At 62.0% G+C, this 21758-nt stretch carries 14 protein-coding genes and 1 pseudogene; 8 read left to right on the forward strand and 7 right to left on the reverse strand.

What is annotated here, in order from left to right:
- Positions 1-139 precede the first annotated feature (139 nt).
- The 3 genes and pseudogenes from BB934_RS38020 to BB934_RS49770 all read left to right on the forward strand — a co-directional run.
- On the forward strand, positions 140-2680 hold the full coding sequence (locus tag BB934_RS38020; protein ID WP_099514902.1) for a heavy metal translocating P-type ATPase: 2541 nt from the start codon (positions 140-142) through the stop codon (positions 2678-2680).
- 55 nt (positions 2681-2735) lie between these two features.
- On the forward strand, positions 2736-3224 hold the full coding sequence (gene cueR, locus BB934_RS38025) for a Cu(I)-responsive transcriptional regulator (RefSeq protein WP_099514903.1): 489 nt from the start codon (positions 2736-2738) through the stop codon (positions 3222-3224).
- A gap of 251 nt (positions 3225-3475) precedes the next feature.
- Positions 3476-3875 (forward strand): annotated as a pseudogene (locus tag BB934_RS49770) (lytic transglycosylase domain-containing protein); the annotation flags it as partial.
- Between the two features lie 272 nt (positions 3876-4147).
- On the opposite strand, the gene BB934_RS47930 reads toward BB934_RS49770, so the two are convergent.
- The 4 genes from BB934_RS47930 to BB934_RS47935 all read right to left on the reverse strand — a co-directional run bounded on the left by BB934_RS47930 (position 4148) and on the right by BB934_RS47935 (position 7040).
- Entirely contained in the window at positions 4148-4315 is a 168-nt protein-coding gene (locus tag BB934_RS47930) for a hypothetical protein (RefSeq protein WP_157934576.1), read from the reverse strand.
- A 94-nt stretch (positions 4316-4409) separates the two neighbouring features.
- A complete protein-coding gene (locus tag BB934_RS38035) occupies positions 4410-5381 on the reverse strand; it encodes a threonine/serine dehydratase (protein ID WP_099514905.1) in 972 nt (323 codons plus the stop codon).
- 5 nt (positions 5382-5386) lie between these two features.
- Complete coding sequence (locus BB934_RS38040) at positions 5387-6379, reverse strand: ornithine cyclodeaminase family protein (protein ID WP_099514906.1); 993 nt, start codon at positions 6377-6379, stop codon at positions 5387-5389.
- A 316-nt stretch (positions 6380-6695) separates the two neighbouring features.
- Positions 6696-7040: a hypothetical protein gene (locus BB934_RS47935; protein ID WP_157934577.1), complete on the reverse strand. Its 345-nt coding sequence runs from the start codon at positions 7038-7040 to the stop codon at positions 6696-6698.
- Between the two features lie 300 nt (positions 7041-7340).
- Here BB934_RS47935 and BB934_RS50730 point away from each other — a divergent pair, with 300 nt between their 5' ends.
- The 4 genes from BB934_RS50730 (at position 7341) to BB934_RS38070 (ending at position 13456) form a co-directional block, all read left to right on the forward strand.
- On the forward strand, positions 7341-7907 hold the full coding sequence (locus tag BB934_RS50730; RefSeq protein WP_335645678.1) for a FixH family protein: 567 nt from the start codon (positions 7341-7343) through the stop codon (positions 7905-7907).
- Positions 7907-9436, forward strand: a complete 1530-nt coding sequence (locus BB934_RS38055) for an efflux RND transporter periplasmic adaptor subunit (RefSeq protein WP_099514908.1) — start codon at positions 7907-7909, stop codon at positions 9434-9436. The genes BB934_RS50730 and BB934_RS38055 overlap by 1 nt, the downstream gene beginning before the upstream one ends.
- A complete protein-coding gene (locus BB934_RS38060) occupies positions 9433-12621 on the forward strand; it encodes an efflux RND transporter permease subunit (protein ID WP_099514909.1) in 3189 nt (1062 codons plus the stop codon). The genes BB934_RS38055 and BB934_RS38060 overlap by 4 nt, the downstream gene beginning before the upstream one ends.
- Positions 12622-13057: 436 nt before the next feature.
- Complete coding sequence (locus tag BB934_RS38070) at positions 13058-13456, forward strand: c-type cytochrome (RefSeq protein WP_237050702.1); 399 nt, start codon at positions 13058-13060, stop codon at positions 13454-13456.
- Positions 13457-13566: 110 nt separating this feature from the next.
- On the opposite strand, the gene BB934_RS38075 is transcribed toward BB934_RS38070, so the two are convergent.
- Positions 13567-17811 (reverse strand): multicopper oxidase domain-containing protein, encoded by a 4245-nt coding sequence (locus tag BB934_RS38075; RefSeq protein WP_099514912.1) that lies wholly within the window; start codon positions 17809-17811, stop codon positions 13567-13569.
- A gap of 418 nt (positions 17812-18229) precedes the next feature.
- Here BB934_RS38075 and BB934_RS38080 point away from each other — a divergent pair, with 418 nt between their 5' ends.
- Entirely contained in the window at positions 18230-18895 is a 666-nt protein-coding gene (locus BB934_RS38080; RefSeq protein WP_099514913.1) for a transglutaminase-like cysteine peptidase, read from the forward strand.
- A gap of 42 nt (positions 18896-18937) precedes the next feature.
- Here the strand turns inward: BB934_RS38080 and BB934_RS38085 are convergent, their stop codons facing one another.
- Positions 18938-20077 carry a L,D-transpeptidase family protein gene (locus BB934_RS38085; RefSeq protein ID WP_237050703.1) on the reverse strand — a complete coding sequence of 380 codons (1140 nt, stop codon included), beginning with the start codon at positions 20075-20077 and terminating at the stop codon, positions 18938-18940.
- A gap of 659 nt (positions 20078-20736) precedes the next feature.
- Positions 20737-21639, reverse strand: a complete 903-nt coding sequence (locus tag BB934_RS38090; protein WP_099514914.1) for a LysR family transcriptional regulator — start codon at positions 21637-21639, stop codon at positions 20737-20739.
- Positions 21640-21758 lie beyond the last annotated feature (119 nt).

Here is a 21758-nt window from a genome sequence, read left to right on the forward strand (position 1 = left end):
TCATGCCCAATACTCAATAACGGCAGCGAGCCCTCTGCGGTCGCAGGAAAATGAATACCAATCCTTGAATTGACGGCTTGACCTTCCCATCGTTGGAACCATTAGAAGACTAGCCAACGGTTCCGACCAGGAGATTCCAATGGCTGACACGAAAAAGGCTACCTCAGGCACAGTGATCGATATTCCCGTCCAAGGGATGACCTGTGCTTCATGCGTGGGCCGGGTTGAAAAGGCAATCCGTGCGGTCGACGGGGTCGCCTCGGCATCCGTAAACTTAGCGACAGAGCGCGCGAACATTTCGTTTGGCTCTGCCAATGCCAACCCGCAAGCTGTCGTTGAGGCGATCCGGAAAGTTGGCTACGAGCCGACACCGGCCGCCGCAGATCTCAAGATCGCTGGAATGACCTGCGCTTCCTGCGTTGCTCGGGTTGAGAAAGCCCTGAAGCGAGTGCCTGGTGTTGTCGAGGCGACCGTTAATCTGGCGACTGAACGGGCGTCCGTGCGGTTTTTCGGCTCTGCGGGTACGATTGCCCAGCTTATCGCGGCAGTCCAGCAAACCGGCTACGAGGCGGAGGAAGTCCGCGCCGATGTCGACCGGACCGATGAGGAGAAGGCTGCGCGCGAGGCTGAGATCGCGTCCCTCCGGCGCTCGCTCATCATAGCGGCCCTCCTGACGCTACCAGTTTTTGCCCTTGAGATGGGCTCGCATTTCATCCCCGGCGTCCATGAATGGGTGATGGACACCATCGGCCATCGGGAGAGCCGGTACCTTCAATTTGCTCTCACAACGGTAGTTCTGTTCGGGCCCGGTCTTCGCTTCTTCCTGAAGGGCGTTCCTGCTCTTCTGCGCCGTGCTCCCGATATGAATTCGCTGGTCGCACTCGGCACTGCCGCCGCCTACGGCTACTCGATCGTCGCGACCTTCGCCTCCGGCATCCTGCCCCAGGGCACGGCAAACGTGTACTACGAGGCAGCCGCTGTGATTGTGACCTTAATCCTGCTCGGACGGTACCTGGAAGCCAAGGCAAAGGGCCGGACCTCAGAGGCGATCAAGCGCCTGATGGGACTGAGCCCAAAGACCGCGCGGGTACTGCGTGACGGCAATGTCATCGAGGTTCCCGTTGCGGAAGTGCGGGCTGGCGATTTCGTCCAGGTTCGGCCTGGCGAGAAGGTTCCCGTGGACGGCGAGGTTACGGAGGGGTCTTCGTTTGTCGATGAGTCCATGATCACCGGTGAGCCGATCCCTGTGCAGAAAGCGCAGGGGGCTTCCGTCGTCGGCGGCACGATCAACAAGACGGGCAGCTTTACGTTCCGAGCGACCAAGGTGGGAGCCGACACCGTCCTCGCCCAGATCATTCGCATGGTTGAGGCCGCCCAAGGATCTAAGCTTCCGATTCAGGCCCTGGTCGATAAGGTGACGACGTGGTTCGTGCCTGCGGTCATGGCTGCGGCAGCGCTGACATTCCTGGTCTGGCTCGTCTTCGGCCCGGACCCTGCGCTCAGCTTCGCCCTGGTGAATGCGGTTGCCGTTCTCATTATTGCGTGCCCGTGTGCCATGGGACTGGCAACGCCAACGTCAATCATGGTTGGCACGGGTCGAGCCGCGGAACTCGGTGTTCTGTTCCGGCAGGGTGAGGCCTTGCAGAGCCTGAAGGCCGTTGAAGTCGTGGCGTTCGACAAGACAGGCACTCTCACCAAGGGGCATCCCGAACTGACCGATCTGATCACGGCTCCGGATTTTGCTGAAGCGGATGTGCTCGCCCTTGTCGCCGCCGTGGAAACCCGCTCCGAGCACCCAATTGGCGAAGCCATCGTCGAGGCTGCCAAAAAGCGTGACATCACGCTCACTTCAGTCGACAACTTCGACGCCGTTCCGGGTTTTGGCGTGGCGGCAAGCGTCGACGGGCGCAGGGTCGAGATCGGCGCGGACCGTTACATGACGCGGCTCGGATACGCCATCGAGGCGTTTGCGTCCGCTGCCGACCGGCTTGCCGGAGAGGGCAAGAGCCCACTCTACGCGGCGATTGATGGCCGGTTGGCGGCCATCATCGCGGTGGCTGATCCGATCAAACCCTCGACGCCGGAAGCTGTGGCGGCACTCCACCGGCTCGGCCTCAAGGTCGCGATGATCACGGGCGACAATCGCCGAACCGCCGAGGCCATCGCCCGCCAGGTCGGCATCGACGAAGTCGTGGCCGAGGTACTCCCCGACGGCAAGGTCGCGGCAGTCGATCGGCTGCGGCAGAATGGTCGTCAGGTGGCCTTCGTCGGAGACGGCATCAATGATGCCCCAGCGCTCGCCAAGGCCGACGTTGGGCTCGCGATCGGCACCGGCACGGATATCGCCATCGAGAGCGCCGACGTGGTGCTGATGTCGGGCGATCTGCGCGGCGTCGCAAACGCCATTGCCTTGTCCGGGGCGACCATCCGGAACATCAAGCAGAACCTGTTCTGGGCCTTTGCCTATAACGTCGTGCTGATCCCGGTGGCCGCTGGCGTCCTGTTTCCAGTCAATGGCACCCTGCTGTCTCCGATGGTTGCCGCGGGCGCCATGGCTCTCTCCAGCGTATTTGTCCTTGGCAATGCGCTCCGCCTGCGAGGCTTCAAACCGCTGCTCGGTGTCGGGGCCACTCCCGGCACGGCATCGATCGCGGCTACACGGCTCGCTCCAGGCGAATGATCTATCCGGCCCGCTCGCGGAGCGGGCCGGATCTGCTTTCTGAGGAGATTCTCAAATGAATATTGGACAAGCCTCTGAAGCCTCGGGTGTCTCCGCCAAGATGATCCGTTACTATGAGTCGATTGGCTTGATCCCGAAGCCGGTCCGCACTGAAGCGGGATACCGGGTCTACTCCGACAATGACGTTCACACCTTGGGCTTCATTCGACGTGCCCGCGATCTCGGCTTCTCGGTTGAGCAGATCACAGAACTTGTTGCACTGTGGCGCGACCGCGATCGTGCCAGCACGGACGTAAACCGAATTGCCCTTGAGCATGTGGATGTCCTGGAGCGCAAGGTGCGGGAGCTTCAGGAAATGGCGGTGACCCTTAAGCATCTTGCGAAACACTGCCACGGCGACAGGCGTCCTGAGTGTCCAATCATCGAAGGCCTTCAGGGGAACAGTGCTACGGCAGCCGCCGAACTGCACCTGACTCCTCAATTCGGGGCGGCAAGCCTTCAACCCGTTCGCCGGGCGTCAGCGGGCAAGCGAGTCCGGCATTAGGCCCAATGGCGCCAACATCAGACAGGCCGCAGCCGTGCGTCTCATAGAAGAGCCGAATGGCGGGAGCTTCGAGATCGGAGGATGACGTGGGCCACCGACTACAAGGATCCATCGGCTGTGTCGCTGTCTTAGTGGCTGCTTCCGCGCACCCCGCTCTGGCCTCGCTTCACCAGAACGATGAAAGCACTGAGGCCAAGCGAGTTGAGAGGATCATTCTGTCCCTGCCAAAGCCTCCTCCGCTCGAGGGGCTCATCGGATTGGAAGCCTACCGACCGAAAGGACGCGGTTCCTACCTGCCTCTGATCGCGAAGGAGGCCGAGCGCCACGGATTACCGACAGCTGTTGCGGATTCTGTCGTCATGGTCGAAAGCGCCTACGATCCATCCGTCATCGGAACGGTCGGGGAGCTCGGGCTTATGCAGGTCCGTCCCGGCACGGCAGCGATGCTGGGTTTTACTGGCCCCAAGGAGACGTTGGCCGACCCTCAGATTAACATCCGCTACGGTGTCGAGTATCTTGCCAAGGCTTGGCGCCTCACGGGTGGCGATTTATGCCGCGCGCTCATGAAATACCGGGCAGGCCATGGAGAGGAGCGAATGACGCCCCGCTCGGTTGAGTATTGCCGGAGAGCCCGGGTTCATCTCACCGCCATCGGCTCGCCCTTGGCCCATCAAGGGCCTGCAGACCCTGCAGGGCTTGCAGCTCTACCGATGCAGGTTGCCTCCGCCCAGTCACTGCCGCTGGAGCGCGAGCCTCGCTTGACAATCCAGGAACAGCGCAGGGCGGCTCTCCAGCGTGAGCTTATCAAACGTTTCATCATTTCGGTTGCAAACGTCGGTTCACAAAGTAAAGCCGAGGTGCTCAAACGAGCAGGCAGGCTGTCCAAGGCTGCGGAAGCTGATGTCAGAGGGAAGCGGACTGTTTCATTGGAACGGGGGCCATAGTGCGGTGGCAAGCAACCGCGCCATAGAGCGCTGGAAACCCACTAAATGGACTAACAGGATGGCCGTGGCAGGCTGATTGGGCATCAGCCCCAGCCAGCAGCTGATCAGCAGGTGGTCGGGAATGCGGGGTTCCTTGCGGTGTGCCATGCGATGTCTCCTTCCAGATCATCGTAATGGCCCCACACGAAATTCCCGATAGTCCCGCGATCCCGGGTGGTGAACTGACCGAAGCTGGAACTGATTACCCCGCTACCTTGTATATCTCGGCAAGGTCGCATAAGTCCCAGTTCCCTCCAGTCAACACCGCGCAAACTTTTTCATCAGGCTTGACTTCTATGGCGCCCGCCAACAAAGCCCCGACACCAATCGAGGCGGCTGGCTCAGCGATCAATTTAACATCCTTGGCAAGAGTACACATGCCGGCGATGATGTGCTCGTCTTCCACGAGAACAATCTCGTCCACATACTTTTCGATAATTGGATACGGGTTTTGACCCGGAACGCTTATCCTCAGGCCATCCGCAATCGTGTTCTTTAAGGGAAGCGATGTGCGCTCCTTGTTTATCCGGCTGTGAAAATACTTCGGTGTCAAGGCAGGCTCTGCCCCGACAACGCGCACCGATGGTTTCGTTTCTTTGATAGCGGTAGCAATTCCCGAGATAAGGCCCCCGCCGCCTACGGGAACAATGACCGTGTCTACATCGTCCAAGTCCTGCAGAATTTCACACCCTATTGTTCCCTGACCGGCCATCACCACGGGGTCTTCAAAAGCGTGAACAGCCGCGTATTTGTTTTCCTCAGCGATTTCATACACCCTCTTCCATCTGGCAGCGGTGTCGCCATCGAAAAGAATGACCTCTGCCCCGAGGGCTTTTGTGTTTTCGATTTTGATTTTTGGCGTTGTGACCGGAAGGACCAATATCGCTTTCACGCCCAGCATCCTGGCGGCATAAGCAAGCCCTTGGGCATGATTGCCCGACGATGTGGCAATCATGCCTTTTGCGATCTCTTCTCTCGAGAGCGAAAGGGCCTTGTTCAGGGCGCCGCGAATTTTGAATGCGCCGGTAATCTGCAGGGTTTCGGGTTTGAGATAAAGCTGACAACCAACAGCATTCTCTATTTTTTCCGCACGCAATAGCGGTGTGTGCCTGATGTGGGGTTTCAGCCGTTCCTGAGCTTCACGGATGTCCTGAATGGTGGGGTAGTTGCGCATAGTGATCACTCAAAGAACTGAAAGAAAGTGCCAACGTTATTATCTATTGCATTCTGATAGATTTTGCTGGCTGTCGTATTGTCCTGTATGGCCATCCCAGTGGAATCGAAGATCGTGATTTCTTCATCACTTTCTCGTCCCGGCTTCCTTCCCAACAAGATCTCGCCGATCTCTGCATGGATGTCGTCTTTGGTGATGATATTTCTATTCAGCGGGTGCCAGGTCTCGCCCTTTTCGGTGCATTGCGCGATCGAGTCGACGATGATTTTCGCGTTCCTGAAGAGCTCCGGATCCAGCTCCTGTTTGCCACGTTGATCTGTGCCGATTGCAACGATGTGTGTGCCGGGCTTCACCCAATCCGCTTCCACAAGGTTCCCTTTTCCCCGGGTCGTCGTAATCAAGATATCGGCTACCCCAACCGCGTCCTTCTTGGAGCTTGCGAGGATGACAGGAATGCCGAATTCGCGTTCGATGTCCGTCTTGTATTTGGAAAGCGAATCCGGGGTGCGACTCCAAGCGTGGATCTCTTCGATCTTCATGACCTCGTTGATCGCCCGGATTTGCATCCTCGCCTGATTGCCTGTGCCGATCGATGCGATTGTCCTGGCGTTCTTTCTCGCCAGTGCTTTGACGGAAACGGCTCCAGACGCCCCGGTTCTGAGGCTAGTGATCAAGCTTCCATCCATGATGCAAATCAACGCACAGCTCCTGGCATCAAACAGGAGAATGGTGCCCATGCTATTCGGCACGCCGTGTTCTGCCGGGTTGTTGGTGAACCCTCCAGAGTGCGCTTTCATGGAGATGATTTCATTGAATTTGTAATAGCCAAGCTTGAAGTCAATTTCTCCACGGAGAGAGGGGAGATGTATCCCGATATAGTCAGGTTGTTCCACCTGATCACTGCTGAAGGCTTTGTAAGCGTCTTCCACCGCGCCGATGGCTTCCGTCATACCGATTAGCCGTCTTACCTCATCCTTCTTAAGCAGCAGCGTTTTCATTAATAATACCTACTGGTTTTGAAGTCGGGGCCTACGCCACACGCCCGCGGCCGGAGCGTGACACTTTTGCCATCGGCTCGCCTGGTGCTGACTGGTCCACGTGCAAGCACTATCGCACTGGGTACGCAGCACAAAATGTCGAATGAGCCCTGCATACCCAATTTCCGATGGCTTTCTCCCCCGATCTGCGAAAGCACCTGCTAAGACCCTCTGGCCAACATGATGCCGCTATCGTTTCGATGGCGCGTCAACTCGAACCGCTGCCCATGCTAGCCTGACAAGCATCGTCAGAGTTCTCAGGTTGGGCGTTCGCCGATCAAAGAGCCACACCGAAAGATGGCGGGCAGCCGTCAGCACGACCTCTGTGCGTTCTCATGGAATAAGCAGCTTTGCCGTTGGGCCAATAAATAACCTTGAAACCTGAGGCAGTATCGATCATGTGATCCGAGGCGGCTGTTCTGAGCGGCCCCGATGTGAAAGTGTTGAGTATGGCACTTTGGCTGGCCCTTTCCCGGTTGCTCACGATCTTGGCGGTCGTGAGCCTTGTTGTCGTCGGTGGCTCGTCCGCCGCGTCGGCAGGGGCTAGCTCAAATGCGCCTGCCGTGACGGCAGCGGATGATATGTCCTGCTGCGACCAGCCGCCGCCCGACTGCAGCGACATGAAAGCCTGCCCCATCGCGGTGCTTTGTATCGCCAAGTGCCCCCAGAGTATGCCGACGGCTGACTGGGTGGTGGTTCGCGCTGCGCTCGCCGCGGAGCTCGTGCCTTATTTCGCGCAATTTGGCGACAGCCTGCCCGCGCCGCCTCCGGATCATCCCCCCAAAGCCTAGTTCCTGCACCGGCGTCCCCGCCGGCTGGTGTCGCCGCGTGACCGTGCGTCACGGGGTTTGATCGCGCATTGAATGGCGTCCCTCGGCAGCGCCTGCGATGCCCTCGATATGCATGACTAGGTTACAGACAAATGTTTCTCCTCACCAAAGGACGTGCCCTTCTGGCTGCGTTCCTAGGGCTGGCCACGGTCGGAGCGGCCTTCCTCGGCCTCATGACGATGGATCGGGCGGCCCTGCCGGCCTGGATCCCGCCGTCCGTGGTTCAGGCCCTGCCAAACCGTCCAATTCTCCCGGGCTGGATTCCGAATTCCTGGGATCAGGTGAAGGCGCAACTCGGGTTCGCCGATACTGGCACGTTGCCCCCCGTCTCGGCCGCGGAACTCAAGGACTATGCCTTTGAGCTTGTTCGAGGCGAGGTGAGGCTGGGTGACGCGACGGTGGATGCGCGCCTCGTTGACAAGCGTTCCGGGAGGCCCGTCCCGGATGCGGTGATTTTCGCGCAGTGGATCGACATGGCTCCCGACGGCATGCCGACGATGACAGCCGCCATCAAGCTGATGCCGTCTCCTGAGCCCGGGACCTACCGGTTCAAGACCAACCTGACGATGGAGGGCGGCTGGCAACTCTCACTGGCCGCAAAGGTGCAGGGCCAGACCGGTACCGTCCAAACCCGGCTCGTGCTCAAGGCGGTGCAGTGATGGATCAGACGACGCAATCCCACGACTTCGAGCCCTGCGAGCGCCGGCCTGTGGACGGCAAGCGGTCATCCAGGCGCCTTCTGAACGCTGCTTTGGTGCTCCTGGCCCTTGGCGCGGGCATCTGGCTCGGCCTCCGGGCGGGCCAGGGCCGCCTCTCACCGCCTGGCGGCTTTGCGCTGTCGAGCTGGCTTGCCTCCGCTCCGGGAAGCAACGGCTCCTCTCCCGCGGCGTCCGGCCCCACGGTCTATTATCGCGACCCTGACGGCAAGCCCTTCTACTCCGCCGGGCCGATGAAGACGCATGATGGTCGGGATTACGTCGCCGTTCGGGCCAGTGAGGATGTGAGCTTCGGCGACAGGCAGAAGGATGCCGCGGTCAGCCCGACTGCGGCTGATCAAAGCAGCGGAAGGAAGGTCCTCTACTACCGCAATCCCATGGGGCTGCCGGATACCTCGCCGGTTCCCAAGAAGGACTCGATGGGGATGGATTACCTGCCCGTCTACGAGGGCGAGGCAGAGTATGGCTCGACCGTCACGGTTTCCCCCGGCAGGCTCCAGCGCACCGGCGTCCGGTCCGAGCCGGTCGAGCGCCGTGTCGTCACCCGATCGGTGCGGGCCCCTGGCACGATCAAGCTCGATGAGCGCCATGTGGCGGTCATCTCCTTGCGCTCGGAGAGCTTCATCGAAAAGGTCGAGAACGTCACGACGGGGGAGCGGGTGCGCGCCGGTCAGCCGCTCCTGCGGCTCTATTCGCCGGAGATCTCCGCCGCCAGCGCCCAGTACCTGAGCGTCCTCAATGACGGAAGCGGAACCGGCGGCGGCCGCGCCGTGATCCTTGAGGGAGCTCGCCGACGCCTGAAAAACCTCGACGTTCCGCCGGAGGCGCTGGCCGAGATCGAACGCGGGCGTAAGGTGCCGACCACGATCACTTGGTCGGCCCCACGGGACGGCCTCGTTCTGGAGCGCAGTGCGACGGACGGGATGCGGGCCATGCCGGGGGATGTCCTGTTCCGGATCGCCGACCTCTCGACGCTCTGGGTGCTCGCCGATGTGCTCGAACACGATCTCGGCGCCGTCCGGCCGGGCCAGGCCGTCACGATCCGCGTGCGCAGCCGGCCCGGCCAAGCTTTCCCTGGCAAAATCGGCCTGATCTACCCGCAGGTGAATCCGGAGACCCGGACAGCCCGGGTCCGGATCGAAATCCCGAACCCGGATGGCCTCCTGCTGCCGGACATGTACGCCGACGTTGAGATCGCGACTGGCGCCGCCGACCCTGTTGTGGCCGTACCTGACAGCGCGCTCATCGACACCGGCACACGTCAGGTCGTGATCGTCGACAAGGGCGAGGGCCGCTTCGAGCCGCGTCAGGTCACGGTGGGCGTCAGCGGCAACGGCTTCGTCGAGATCCGCGAGGGCGTGGCGCCGGGCGACCAGGTGGTCGTGTCGGCCAATTTCCTCATTGACGCCGAAAGCAACCTGAAGGCCGCGCTCCAGAGCATGGCGGCTCCTGTCGAGGAGAAGGCCCAATGATCGCCCGCCTCATCGCGTGGTCATCCCGTAACCTTATGCTTGTCCTGATCGGGACGGTGTTCGCTGTTGCGGCGGGTCTGTACTCCCTGCGAAGCCTGCCACTTGACGCCATCCCGGACCTCTCCGACGTGCAGGTCATCGTCTACACAGAGTACCCGGGTCAGGCGCCCCAGGTCGTGGAGGACCAGGTCACCTATCCGCTCACCACGGCCATGCTGACGGTGCCGAAATCGAAGGTGGTGCGAGGCTTCTCGTTCTTCGGCGTTTCGTTCGTCTACATCATCTTCGAGGACGGGACCGACGCGTACTGGGCCCGCTCACGCGTGCTGGAGTATCTGAATGCGGCTGCACGGCGTCTGCCCGCTGGCGTCACCCCGAGCCTAGGACCGGACGCCACCGGCGTGGGCTGGGTCTACCAGTATGCCGTGATGGCCAAGAACATGACCTTGGCCGAGCTGCGGTCGTTGCAGGACTGGGTGATCCGGTTCGCCGCCGCAAAGGGCGAAGGCGTCGCGGAGGTCGCAAGCGTCGGCGGGTTTGTCAAGCAGTACAACGTCGTCGTGGACCCACGGCGGCTGCGCGCCCAGGGCGTCTCGCTTCGAGCGCTGCGCGAAGCGATCCGCACCAGCAACGCCGATGTCGGTGGGCGCACGGTCGAACTCTCCGAGTTCGAGTTCATGGTCCGTGGACGCGGCTATCTCAAGAGCATCCAGGACATCGAGAGCATCGTCCTCAAGACGGACGCTGGCACGCCATTGCGTCTCGGCGATGTCGCGCGTGTCGAGATCGGACCTGACGAGCGGCGCGGTATCACCGAGCTCAATGGCGAGGGCGAGGTCGCCAGCGGCATCGTCCTGCAGCGCTTCGGAGCCAACGCGCTCAACGTGATCGAGAGCGTGAAGGCGCGGCTCGCCGAGGTCGCTTCGAGTTTGCCGAAGGGCACCGAGATCGTTCCCGTCTATGACCGCTCGCAGCTGATCGAGGCCGCCATCGAGACGCTCAAGGGGACGCTCATTGAGGAGAGCGTCATCGTTGCCTTGGTCTGCGTCGTATTTCTGCTCCACCTGCGCAGCGCTCTGGTTGCCATCCTCATGCTGCCCGTCGGCATCCTCATGGCCTTCGGCGCCATGAAGCTCCTTGGGCTTGGGTCCAACATCATGAGCCTGGGCGGCATCGCCATCGCGGTCGGCGCGATGATCGATGCGGCCATCGTGATGATCGAGAACGCCCACAAACACCTGGAGCGGGCACCACCGGACCAGCCTCGCGTCGAGATCCTGATCAAGGCCGCGAACGAGGTTGGGCCGGCCCTGTTCTTCAGCCTGCTGATCATCACGGTCTCATTCCTGCCGATCTTCACGCTGGAGGCGCAGGAGGGGCGCCTGTTTGGCCCGCTCGCGTTCACCAAGACCTTCGCGATGGCAGCGGCGGCCATCCTGTCCGTGACGCTGGTCCCCGCGCTGATGGTAATCTTCGTGCGCGGGCGGATCGTCCCGGAGCACCGCAATCCAATCAACCGCTTCCTGATCTGGATCTACAGACCTGTGATCCGTGGCGTTCTCAAGGCCAAAGTCCTCACCATTGTGCTCGCCCTCGTGGCGCTCGGCGTAACGGTCTGGCCGGCCCGCCAGCTTGGCTCCGAGTTCATGCCGGCCCTGAACGAGGGTACCTTGATGTACATGCCCACCACCTTGCCGGGCCTGTCGATCACCAAGGCGGCCGATCTCATGCAGACGCAGGACCGGATCATCAAGTCGTTCCCGGAGGTGGCCTCCGTCTACGCGAAGGCGGGACGAGCTCTGACTGCCACCGATCCCGCGCCGATCGAGATGTTCGAGACGATCATCACCCTGAAGCCAAAGAGCGAATGGCGGCTTGGCGTTACCATCGACAGCCTCAAGGCCGAGATGGACAAAGCGCTGCAGTTTCCAGGCGTGTCGAACGCCTGGACCATGCCGATCCAAGCGCGCATCGACATGCTCTCGACCGGCATCCGCACGCCCGTGGGCATCAAGGTGTTCGGCACCGACCTTGCCGAGATGGAGCAAATCGCACGCCAGGTCGAGGCTGTGGTGAAGGCGGTGCCCGGCACGTCGAGCGCCTATGCCGAGCGCGTGATTGGAGGCTATTTCCTCGATATCGTGCCAGACCGGATCGGGCTTGGACGCTATGGCCTGACCGTCGGCGATGTACAGGACGTGATTGCCACGGCGCTCGGCGGCGAGATGGTCACCAACACCGTCGAGGGCCGTGAGCGCTACAGCGTCAACGTGCGCTATCCGCGCGAGCTGCGCTCAAACCCGCAGGCCATCGCCACCGAGGTGCAGGTGCCAATGCCAAACGGGGGCGCCGTGCCCTTAGGGGAAGTGGCGAGCGTCAAACTCACCCGCGGCGCGACCTCGATCCGGACGGAGAACGGCCAGCTCGCGGTCTACATCTTCGTCGACATCGTTGGACGCGACCTCGGCGGCTATGTCGCCGAGGCGCGGCAGGCGGTTGCGAATGAGGTCAAGTTCCCACCGGGATATTACGTTCAGTGGAGCGGCCAGTTCGAGTACCTTGAACGTGCCGAGGCGCGACTCAAGATCGTGGTGCCGGTCACGCTGCTGATCATCTTCCTGCTGCTTTATCTCAATTTCCAAGCCCTGACCGAAACGCTGATCGTAATGCTGTCGCTACCATTCTCACTGGTCGGTGGCATCTGGCTGATGTGGTGGCTCGGCTTTAACATGTCGGTCGCAGTCGCAGTGGGCTTCATCGCGTTGGCCGGTGTGGCTGCCGAAACCGGGGTCATCATGCTGATCTACCTCGATCATGCCCGGCAGGAAGTGCGGCAAGAGCGGGAGCGCCAAGGCCGTCCGTTCACCCGGGCTGATCTTTACGCGTCGATCATGATCGGTGCGGTGGAGCGCGTACGGCCCAAGATGATGACAGTCATTGCCATCATGGCGGGCCTGATCCCGATCCTGTGGAGCAACGGAACCGGATCTGAGATCATGCAGCGCATCGCCGTGCCAATGATCGGGGGCATGATCTCGTCGACCGTGCTGACGCTGGTGGTCATTCCGGCCATTTACGCGCTGATCAAGGGCCGCGGCCTGCCCCGCACCGCAAATGACGCCGGTGCGGTCTACGGGCCGGAAGGCCAGGAGCCTGCGCCGGAATGGTCCCGTGCCGCCGAATGACGGGCAGGAACATGGTCAGGTCATTTCTCATTACGTGTGATCAACAGGCGACGAGATCTGTCAAAGGCGGCGGCTCAACTCCTGGCGAATGCCTCCAGCAGTGGCGTCGGCGATGGCTCCCTCATTCATCTCGCGGCGGACCCCACAAATCCGAAACGGGCGTTCGTCGTCATGATTAGCGGGACGCTTGTTGGCAGCGTCGATCAGGGACAAACCTGGACCGCGCTTGGCCAACCCAACGCTTGAGGAGTGTTACCGATGACGGACATGGTAGGCAGCATGGACCGGTTAATGGCAGACATAGGGATGATTTGGTTTTTCGTCGTCATTGTCCCTGTGCTCGCAGCTACAGCGCTGCTCAAACATCGCCTCAGCAGGGGGTAACATGAGGAAGTTGAGGTTTTGGGGAGGCCTCCTGACGATCTTCCTTATCGCCGTGGCCGCATTCGGTTGGCGCGGCTACACACGGCTCTTAGGTCAAGACGATGCGGCCCAACTTACATTCGGCGCTAAGCTCTATGCCGAGCGTTGTACCGCGTGCCACGGCGCGAAGCTCGAGGGCCAAGCCAACTGGCAGGAGGCGCTGTCGAACGGCCACATGCCTGCACCACCACATGATGCCAACGGGCACACTTGGCATCACAGCGATGCGGAGCTGCTAACGATCACGAAGAAGGGTTTGGCAGCAGTCGTGCCGGGGTACGAAAGCGACATGCCGGCATTTGAGGGCTCACTGTCGGACGAAGAAATACGGGCGATCCTTGCCTTCATCAAAAGCACGTGGCCAAAGACCGAGCGTGAGTACCAGCAGGCCCGCAGCAGACCCGCCACATGATAGGGTTGGCAATGCTTAGCGCAGGATCCGGACGTGTTACACCACCACAAACCCGTACTTCCGGCTGCCTCAAGGCAGCACCCCAGCACCAGGCGGTGGGGCGCTGTACATCATTCAACGCGCATGATCCCCCACATGCCTTGCGGTACGTCCCAACGCAGCATACCGCTGCGGTAGGCGTAATCTCGGTCGTGACTGTCCGTGTACTCTGGAGCCGTGAATGCGAACGTTCTTACCGTGCCGCAACTGACGGCTGATTCTGACGAAACCCAGGGCACAGACTGTCCGGGCGGCACGAAGCGGTTCTCCTCCCATGCGACGCCATGGACGGTGAAGCTGTGGTGCCGCGGCTTATCGCAGGCACCCACCAGGTGAAGCCTTACCTCCGCCCCTTCCGGCACGTGCACGATTGGCGTTGCGGGATCAGGCCGCAGGTGCGTGTAGGGATTGCCTTGTGGGTCAAAAATCGGGCCGATCGGTTCTGAGCGGTAATTGAAGCCTTTCTGGCCCTGGTCCTCCTTCTCGCCCTCTCCGGTTGGCTCGTCCGGCGGGTCTGGCAGTGGGAAGCCGAAGTTGGTGCCCGCACCCTTCATGAAAAGGCGAAGGCCATCCTGCATGAGCAGGACCATGTGCTCTTCCCTCGCCCCCTTGCCGCCCACAACCGTCACCCGGGCTCTGTGCCATGCTCGCTTCGCGGTGGGACGCGCGGTCGTCTCACCGTGCTTGACCTCGAATGGGGTCGCGTCCTCCGGCAAAATCACCAGCGCTCCAATCAGGCCGTGGTGACGGTGGTTCCGGAAGTCCGCCATGTCCTGGAGCAGCACTGGTCCAAGCGGCTCCGGAGCGCCCACCGGGCGGGACGTGTCCCACCTATATTCCCTCTTCACCCCAGGCGGGATCGTCTGCACGGGGTTCAGGCCTACGTTGGCGCCATCGGACGTCCGGACGTTGTAGCGGACGAGGTCCGCGTGCATCGACACTTGGGATGACACGGGGCGGTGCGCCTGATCGAGCTCCACCGGAACCTCAGGCGCGTTGGGTTCGGGCTCCAGTGTTTCCCTAGGGGCAAGGACGATGCCGTTGGTCAGTTCCACCACCACGGTTTCGTTCTCTCTGCACCAGAGCACAAGCGGCTCCTGAACGTTGCTCTGAGCCGGTCCGGCCGACTTCCAGGAGCCGCCAGGCTCTTTGACGGCGGTGAGCCGGTACACCAGTCCGAATGGATCAACGATGTCCGAACGGTACGTCACCGGCTGCCGCTCGGCGCGAACCCGGAACCGGCGCTCCGCCGCCGGCATGGCGAGAACGGTTGCGCTTGGCCAAGCGATATCCTTCGGGACCGGCAGCTGGAAGGGCGTATCCGGCAACGGGCTCGGTCCCGGCAGCACGCGGATCAGGCCCCAGCACCCGAGCCAGAGGTCGTCGGCCCCAGACAATTTATACATGTGGTCGCCCCGGCCGATCGCGGGCTCGTTGATGAAGGTGAAGGCTTCCGAGATCCCGAGCGACTGCTGGTTGCGGATGGCGGAGTCGGTCTGCTCCCGGAAGCGCCTCCACCGCAGGCCATGGACCTGGAAGCTGTGCTGCTCTTCGTGCGAGCCCTGCAGGATGCGGATCCAGATTGGGTCGCCCTCGTAGGTCCTGAAGAGGGTCGTGTCGGGGTCGCCGTGCGTACCCGAGTTGAACCAGTAGGCGGGATCGCCGGGCCGCTCCCGGACGGGTGTATTGCGGTAATTGATCCCCATCACGCCTTGGTCGCCGTGCCCGCCAGGCCTGTCCGGCGGGTTAAGAGGCTCGTCAGCGCTGTTCCACAATGGAATGAAGTCCCCGATGCCGACGCAGAACTCCCGGAACCACCCGAATTCCCTGTCGTTCTTCACACGCACGGGATCGTCCTCGTGGCGCACGATCATCGCCTGGAGACCGGCAACGATTTCCCGCTCCGGGTCGACGTTGTGGAAGAACCTCGAGCCGGCCGGCTCCACGAGAAGGGCTCCGAAAAGCCCATGCTTCTGGCGGAGGTTGGCAAAGAGGTGGTCGTGAAAGAAGATCGTGCCGAACTCCCGGTCGGCCCACCAGCGGTAGACCATCTTCCTGCCGTGCCGTACGCCACTCATGTAGTTCCAGCCCGTGGCCGCGCCGTCGGCGCAGATCGGGTCGAACTTGACCATATGGACGTGGCTGGCGCACTCGCCCTCCCACGGTCGCGCCGGGCAGGGCGGGAAGGCGTGATCGAACTCCGTCTCCTCGATCACCTCTGGCGTGGCGTTCCGCAGAATGACGTTGACGACTTGACCATGGTGCGCGCGGAAGAACAGGGGCTCCATCGGCCCCGCCCGCATCGCTGGATCGCCATCAGTCTCCAGGTAGTAGAGGTGGCCCTGCCTGTCGTGCCAGCCGTGGCTGTTGTAAATAATGTTGCGCATCGCCACGACCATGTCGTGGGCGACCTCCCGGGCGCCATTCCGCAGGTACGCGGCGTGGTCGGGGTCCGCGGGGGTGGCATACACGGCGGCCTGCTGCTTGCTCACAGGGTTGCGCGTGAACAGCTCCCCCGGGAGCGGCCGCGGATTAAATGCATTTCGCTCCAGATCGGTTGGTACCAGACGGTAGTCGAAGTCGAGCGGCATGTCCGCGGCCAGCAGCGACGTCAGGTAAGGCGGTGGGACTTCGTCCGCTGCGAACGACCGGTCCGGCCATGGCGGAATCGGGGATTTCTGCTGGATCGTGCCGGGGACGTAGAGCGGATAGCCGGGATGCGTTGGCGTGGGCTCTGGAGGAAGATCAAGGCTTGGCAAGGGGATCAGCTTCTCGATCGGAGTGCCATCAGGATAACGGCCAATCGTCCGTCCCTCGTAGACCGGGTCGTCGCTCTGCAGTTCTGAAAGACTTGGATCTTTGCCTTCCCAGAACTCCAGGCCGTGCTGCCGGGTCTCAAACGTGCGAAAGATGCCCCACATGCCCTCGTGGAAGTGGGGATAGAGGTGACAGTGCCAGATGACGTCGCCGGCCACCTGTTGGCGGTTGCCGGCGCCCCAGACCGGCTCGATCGTGTGGCCGGTCTGGGGGCTGACGGAAATGGCATCGATGCGCGGTGACTGATCGTTGCCCGCGGCGGCGTGCCACTCGTAGAGGTGCAGGTGAAAGACGTGGGTCTCCTTGACGCCCGCGTGGACGAAGCGGATGCGGACTGGATCACCGATGTAGGCCTTGAGGATGGGAGTCGCCGGATCGCCGAACATCCATGAGCTATGGTGCTGCTCCTCATTGAGCACCGGCCGATCGAGCGCGGGTCCAGTGCGCATCTGCCGCCACAGCCTCCGCTCGCGGTTGATCATCGGCTCGGCGCGGTATGAGATGGGCATAATCGGCAGCAGGTCCTCGTGGCCGCCGTGGCTGCCCCTGCCCCGCCGTCCGGAATGGCGGCCCGAAACGTGGTCTTCGCAGCATATGATGCAACAGCAATCCGAGCCATGCGGGCCGCTGCTGCCTCCATGCCCATCCTCACTGCACGGGTCGGTCTCCAAGTGGTCGTGCGACGGGATGAACTCGGGCTCGTCATGAAAGACGATGACGAACTCGCGGTGCGGCACCTCTTCGAACTTGGGGTATGCAACGGGAGGATCCCATTCATATGCGCTCGTTAGCTCCGAAGTCGACGGATCAGGTTCAGTGGCATCAGCAGCTATCGGCATCACGTCGAGGTAGAGACCGTCCAGCTGATTGAACGTCCCTGCCTCATGCGACACGCGCCCGTTCACTGGATCGCGCCACTTCGTGTTCTTGGGCTCAACGATCAGGGCGCCAAACAGCCCGTGGACGTTGGTGCCGTCCTCGCCGCCGGAATAGTCCCCACCATCGTGAAACGGGAACACACCCTCGTGCATGCATTGCCAGTGATAGATGCGGTTGGCGCCGGATGACACCAGGCTGCCCGGGTTGTCGCCAACCTGCGAACCGTCGGCATTCAGCACGTCGTAGCCGGTCGCGCCGAGGTGGATGCCGACGGGGCGGTCGGTGCCAAACTTCCCGCGGATCTCGTTGTGGAGCGTGACGGTGACATGCTCATCCTTGCAGGCTCGCAGCACCAACGGCCGTACGAGCGGGTGCGGTTGCCGGGCCTGCGCCGGCGTCGCGGGAAGAGCGACGCCGATCAGGTTGGCGCGGGCGACAAGGACGGGACTAGGCGGCGGCGGATAGCTTCCGCCAGGACGGTCCGCCCGGCCCAAGGCCTTGATGTAGTCGAGGATCGGGACGTTCTCGCTCAGTGCAAACATCATCCCGTTGTGGTCGTGGTCGCCATCGCGATTGAAGTAGATTGTGATCGGCAGCGCTGTAACGTCATAGTGAGCCATTGCCATGCCCTTCACCGGATATCTAAGGACGCCCGTTTAGACAAAACACGTCACAGACAGAGACCGGCATAGTAAAGCGATGCCGGGCACAGCAATTAGGCACAAAGAACAGGTATTTACGCTACAGAGAAACCAAGTGTATTGACACAAGCCAGTAATGGCCAAACCAATAGCAGCAAATAGTACCACATTTTCTGTGGAATGTAAGCGGGGCGCATGCGGGAATGAAGACGGACAGGCTGGACATTGAATCTACACGCAGCGCTCTGCCGCGACATTGCAGAGCAGGCGAGTGAAGAAATTGGGAACGGAAACCTGCTGCGACCTGTTAACTCTTGTTTAACTTTTCCCTTGAGCGCTGCCGACCCACCGTGTCAGGTTTGATGAACAAATCCTTAACTGCACATCGGTGGGGGCAATGCGGCAACCTCTCTTCGGGCTTCTGAGCGTTCGGTCTTTTTCCAGGAGCACGTTTCGTCTCGCCGCCGTCTCCCTCGCCCTGACCATCACCGCCGCGGCGCAGGCGCAGACCCAGACCGGGAGCATCCTGCCGGGCGTGTCCCAGCCGGTCACGAGGGTCGGCACCGCCAGGCCGATTAAGGGATGGATCCGCTTCTGCGAGCAGAACCCGGCGGAATGCGCTGTCGATCCGGACGAGCCCACCACCATCGATCTCACGGCGAAGGACTGGCAGACCCTGAACAGGATCAACCAGCAGGTGAACGGCGCAATCAAGGCGAAGACCGATATGGATCACTGGGGGGTCGAGGACATCTGGGACTTTGCCGAGGACGGCTACGGCGACTGCGAGGACTACCAGCTCGTCAAGCGCAGGCGTCTTGTCGAGGCCGGCTTCCCGCGCCGCGCGCTGCGGATGACGGTGGTGATCGACGAGGAAGGTGCTGGGCATGCGGTCATGATGGTGCGCACCACCCGCGGTGACTTCATCCTCGACAACAAGCGCAACGCCATCCTGCCATGGCACAAGACAGGCTATGTCTACATCAAGCGCGAGGGCGACGAGGGGCTTGCTTGGGCGTCGCTCGGCCGCTTGACGTCGCCGACCGTGACAGCCAACCAGTAAGCTGGAGCCGCGGAGAGGGCCCCGGCCGAATCGTTGCGGCGATCAGCCCCCGAAAAACGAACGCATGCGTCCGAACACCGAAGGCCCTTGGCCATCCACGGCTGGGGCTGCCGGATCGGCCGCGGCGCCCGCCTGCGGCGCGGCTCCTGTGGTGCGGGCCTGCCCGGCCTCTGACCTCTGCGACGAGTAGGCCACCGGAGCCGAAGCCCCCTGTCTCGGCTTCCCGCTCCCGGTGAGTATGACCTCTTGCGGCCCGGCGGCCAAGGCCTCGGGACGGCTGATGTCGCCGAGGCGCTTGCGGGCGCTGGCGTCGACCGCAAGCGAACCGCCCTGCCCTGCATCGCCGTACAATGCTTGCCGGAAGCTCTCGTGCTGCCCGCCGTCGGCGTAGACCAGCTTGACCGGCTGCACGCCGTTGGCCGCCAACGCGGTCACCTGCTGATCGTCGGTCTGCCGCTTCTGTGCGACGGCCACCATGACCGAGGTATCGCCGCCGAAGGCATACTGCTGGCTGGCGACGGACACACGCGGCTCGTCCTTGGCGATCTCGAAGTAGTCGGAGCCCTCCTTCAAGTTCTTCCAGAAGGCGATATTCGGGTCCATCCGGTGCTTGGCCAGGTTCTCGGCCGTCATCCGGAAAGGATAGGACTGGAACTGGAAGCCCGGCTGTCCACTAGCGAAGGCCTCCCGCGCCAGCGCGTAGACCTCGGAGATGGCCTCATCCGTCATGGCGAAGCACCCCTGCGACGAGCATGATCCGTGCACCATCAGGTGCGACCCCGTCCGGCCGTGGGCGCGGTCATACGCGTTCGGGTAGCCGAGGTTGAAGGAGAGGTAGAGCTGCGAGTTCGGGTTCATCTGCGCCGGGGTGATCGTGTAGAAGCCCTCTGGGGCCTGGCGGTCGCCCTCGCGGATCTTTGGTCCGAGCTGGCCCGACCAGCGGCACATCGGGTAGGTCTTGAGCAGCGCGTACCGGCCGTCGCGGCCCCGCTTCCAGACCTCGATCTCGGATTCCTTCTTGTAGGAGCGCATCAGGATCGGGTCGTTCTTCGACATGCCCTTCGTTTCCATCAGCGCCATGGTGGCGGCCGGGATCGGCGCCAGGTGGCGCGTGGACATGTTCTGGCCCTGGCAGGCGGCGAGCGCGAGCACGAGGCCCGCCGCCAATGCGAAACGCTTCATCGTGGGAATCCCCGCATTTTGTCTGCCCGGACGTCGCGCCGGACAGTTCCCCATTTCCATTGATCGTTGGCGTCGAGCCTGGCTTACCGCAGGTTGGGCCAAGTCGGATTAGAGCTCGCCCTCAAGTCCGGCAGGATTGAGGCACGTGGTGCGCATCGCCCGTGATTCACAGGGTCGGTCGCCGGCTAACCCGCGCATCGGCACTTGTTCCGAGAAGAGGGATCCTGTGCAGCACGGCGGCCGATACCGTTTGTGCGCCGCTCCGTGCGTGGTTAACAGATGCTCCTCTTTCATGCGGATCTGCACTGAGAAGGCGACGTATGCGATAGCGGCACGGCACCCGCGACAGTAGCTGCAGCAACAGGGAAGGCGTCGAGTACAGCGAGCGGCATGCCGAGGAAGATCGCGTTGCGCGACTACGTGAATAGGCCCATCGTTGAGAGTTCTGTCCCTTCAGGATCAAGGCCAATGCGTCAGGACGCTTCCGTTCTCATAGTAGCGGAAACGATGATGGTACACATGACCAGGTTCAGCCCAGGCCCGAACTCGCCCAGCCCTTGGCAATGATCAGCGTGTCAAGGTTCATATGCGCCAGTGCCGCGGCCTTCTTGATCAGAACTCCCACGGTGATATCCGCCTGAACGTACAGCGATGTTCGCTTAGCCGAGGGCAGCAAGTCGCGCCCGGAGCCTTGGAGCGGTCCAGTTCAGGAATGTTCTGACCTTCGGGGGCAGACGTCCGCTGTCGGGGTAGACGAGACTGATCGGCAAAGGCTCTGGCGTGAACTCTTGCAAGATTTCCTGAAGTGCACCCGACTTCAACTCATCTGCGACCTGATAGGAAAGCACACGGATAATGCCGAGGTCGGACAAGGCTGCGTCTATGGCGGCCTCTGTTGCGTTGACTGCAAGCCGGGTCTTCGGCTCGACCACGAAGGCGGCGCCGTCCTTCCGGTATCTCCATTCGGGTGCGACCGGAAATCCCCTGAATGTGATCCCGTCATGGTCCTTGAGATCTTCCGGCGTCTGTGGCACGCCACGGCGGGTGAGGTAACCGGGGCTCGCGCAGACCACCCGACGGACGGCCCCAACGCGTGTTGCAATCAACCCGCTGTCGTCCAGGTGTCCGATACGCACTGCGACGTCAATATGCTCCTCGACCATATTGACCTGCCTGTCAGCGAGGAAGAGCCGCAGGGTAATCTCAGAATTCTCAGCAAGAAACTCCAGGGCGATCGGGAGCAGGTGCCGCCGCCCGAATACCTCAGGCGTTGTGACATGCAGTTCCCCGCGAGGTGCGCTGTACTCGCCGGCTGCGGCACGCTCAGCCTCTTCGACCTGCTCGAGGATGAGCCTGGCTGCCGCGACATAGGCACGGCCTGCCTCCGTGAGTTCAACGCGTCGGCTCGTGCGCACGATCAGCTGGGTTCGGAGATGCCTTTCCAGATCCACAACCTTGCGGCTGACGGTTGCAAGCGGTGCACGCAGGCGCCGCGAAGCAGCCGAAAGGCTGCCCTCCTCCACAACGGCGACAAGCACAGCCATGGCATCCAGACGATCCATCGAAAGCCTTCCAGATAACGGGAGGGAGAATCCCAGATTCGCAGGCTACCGGCTCTGAAATGAGAGATCTAGCTTCTTGACCATACGATCACGGCCCGGCGCCGAGCCCTAAGGTCGTG

It is taken from the genome of Microvirga ossetica (assembly GCF_002741015.1).
GTDB lineage: Bacteria > Pseudomonadota > Alphaproteobacteria > Rhizobiales > Beijerinckiaceae > Microvirga > Microvirga ossetica.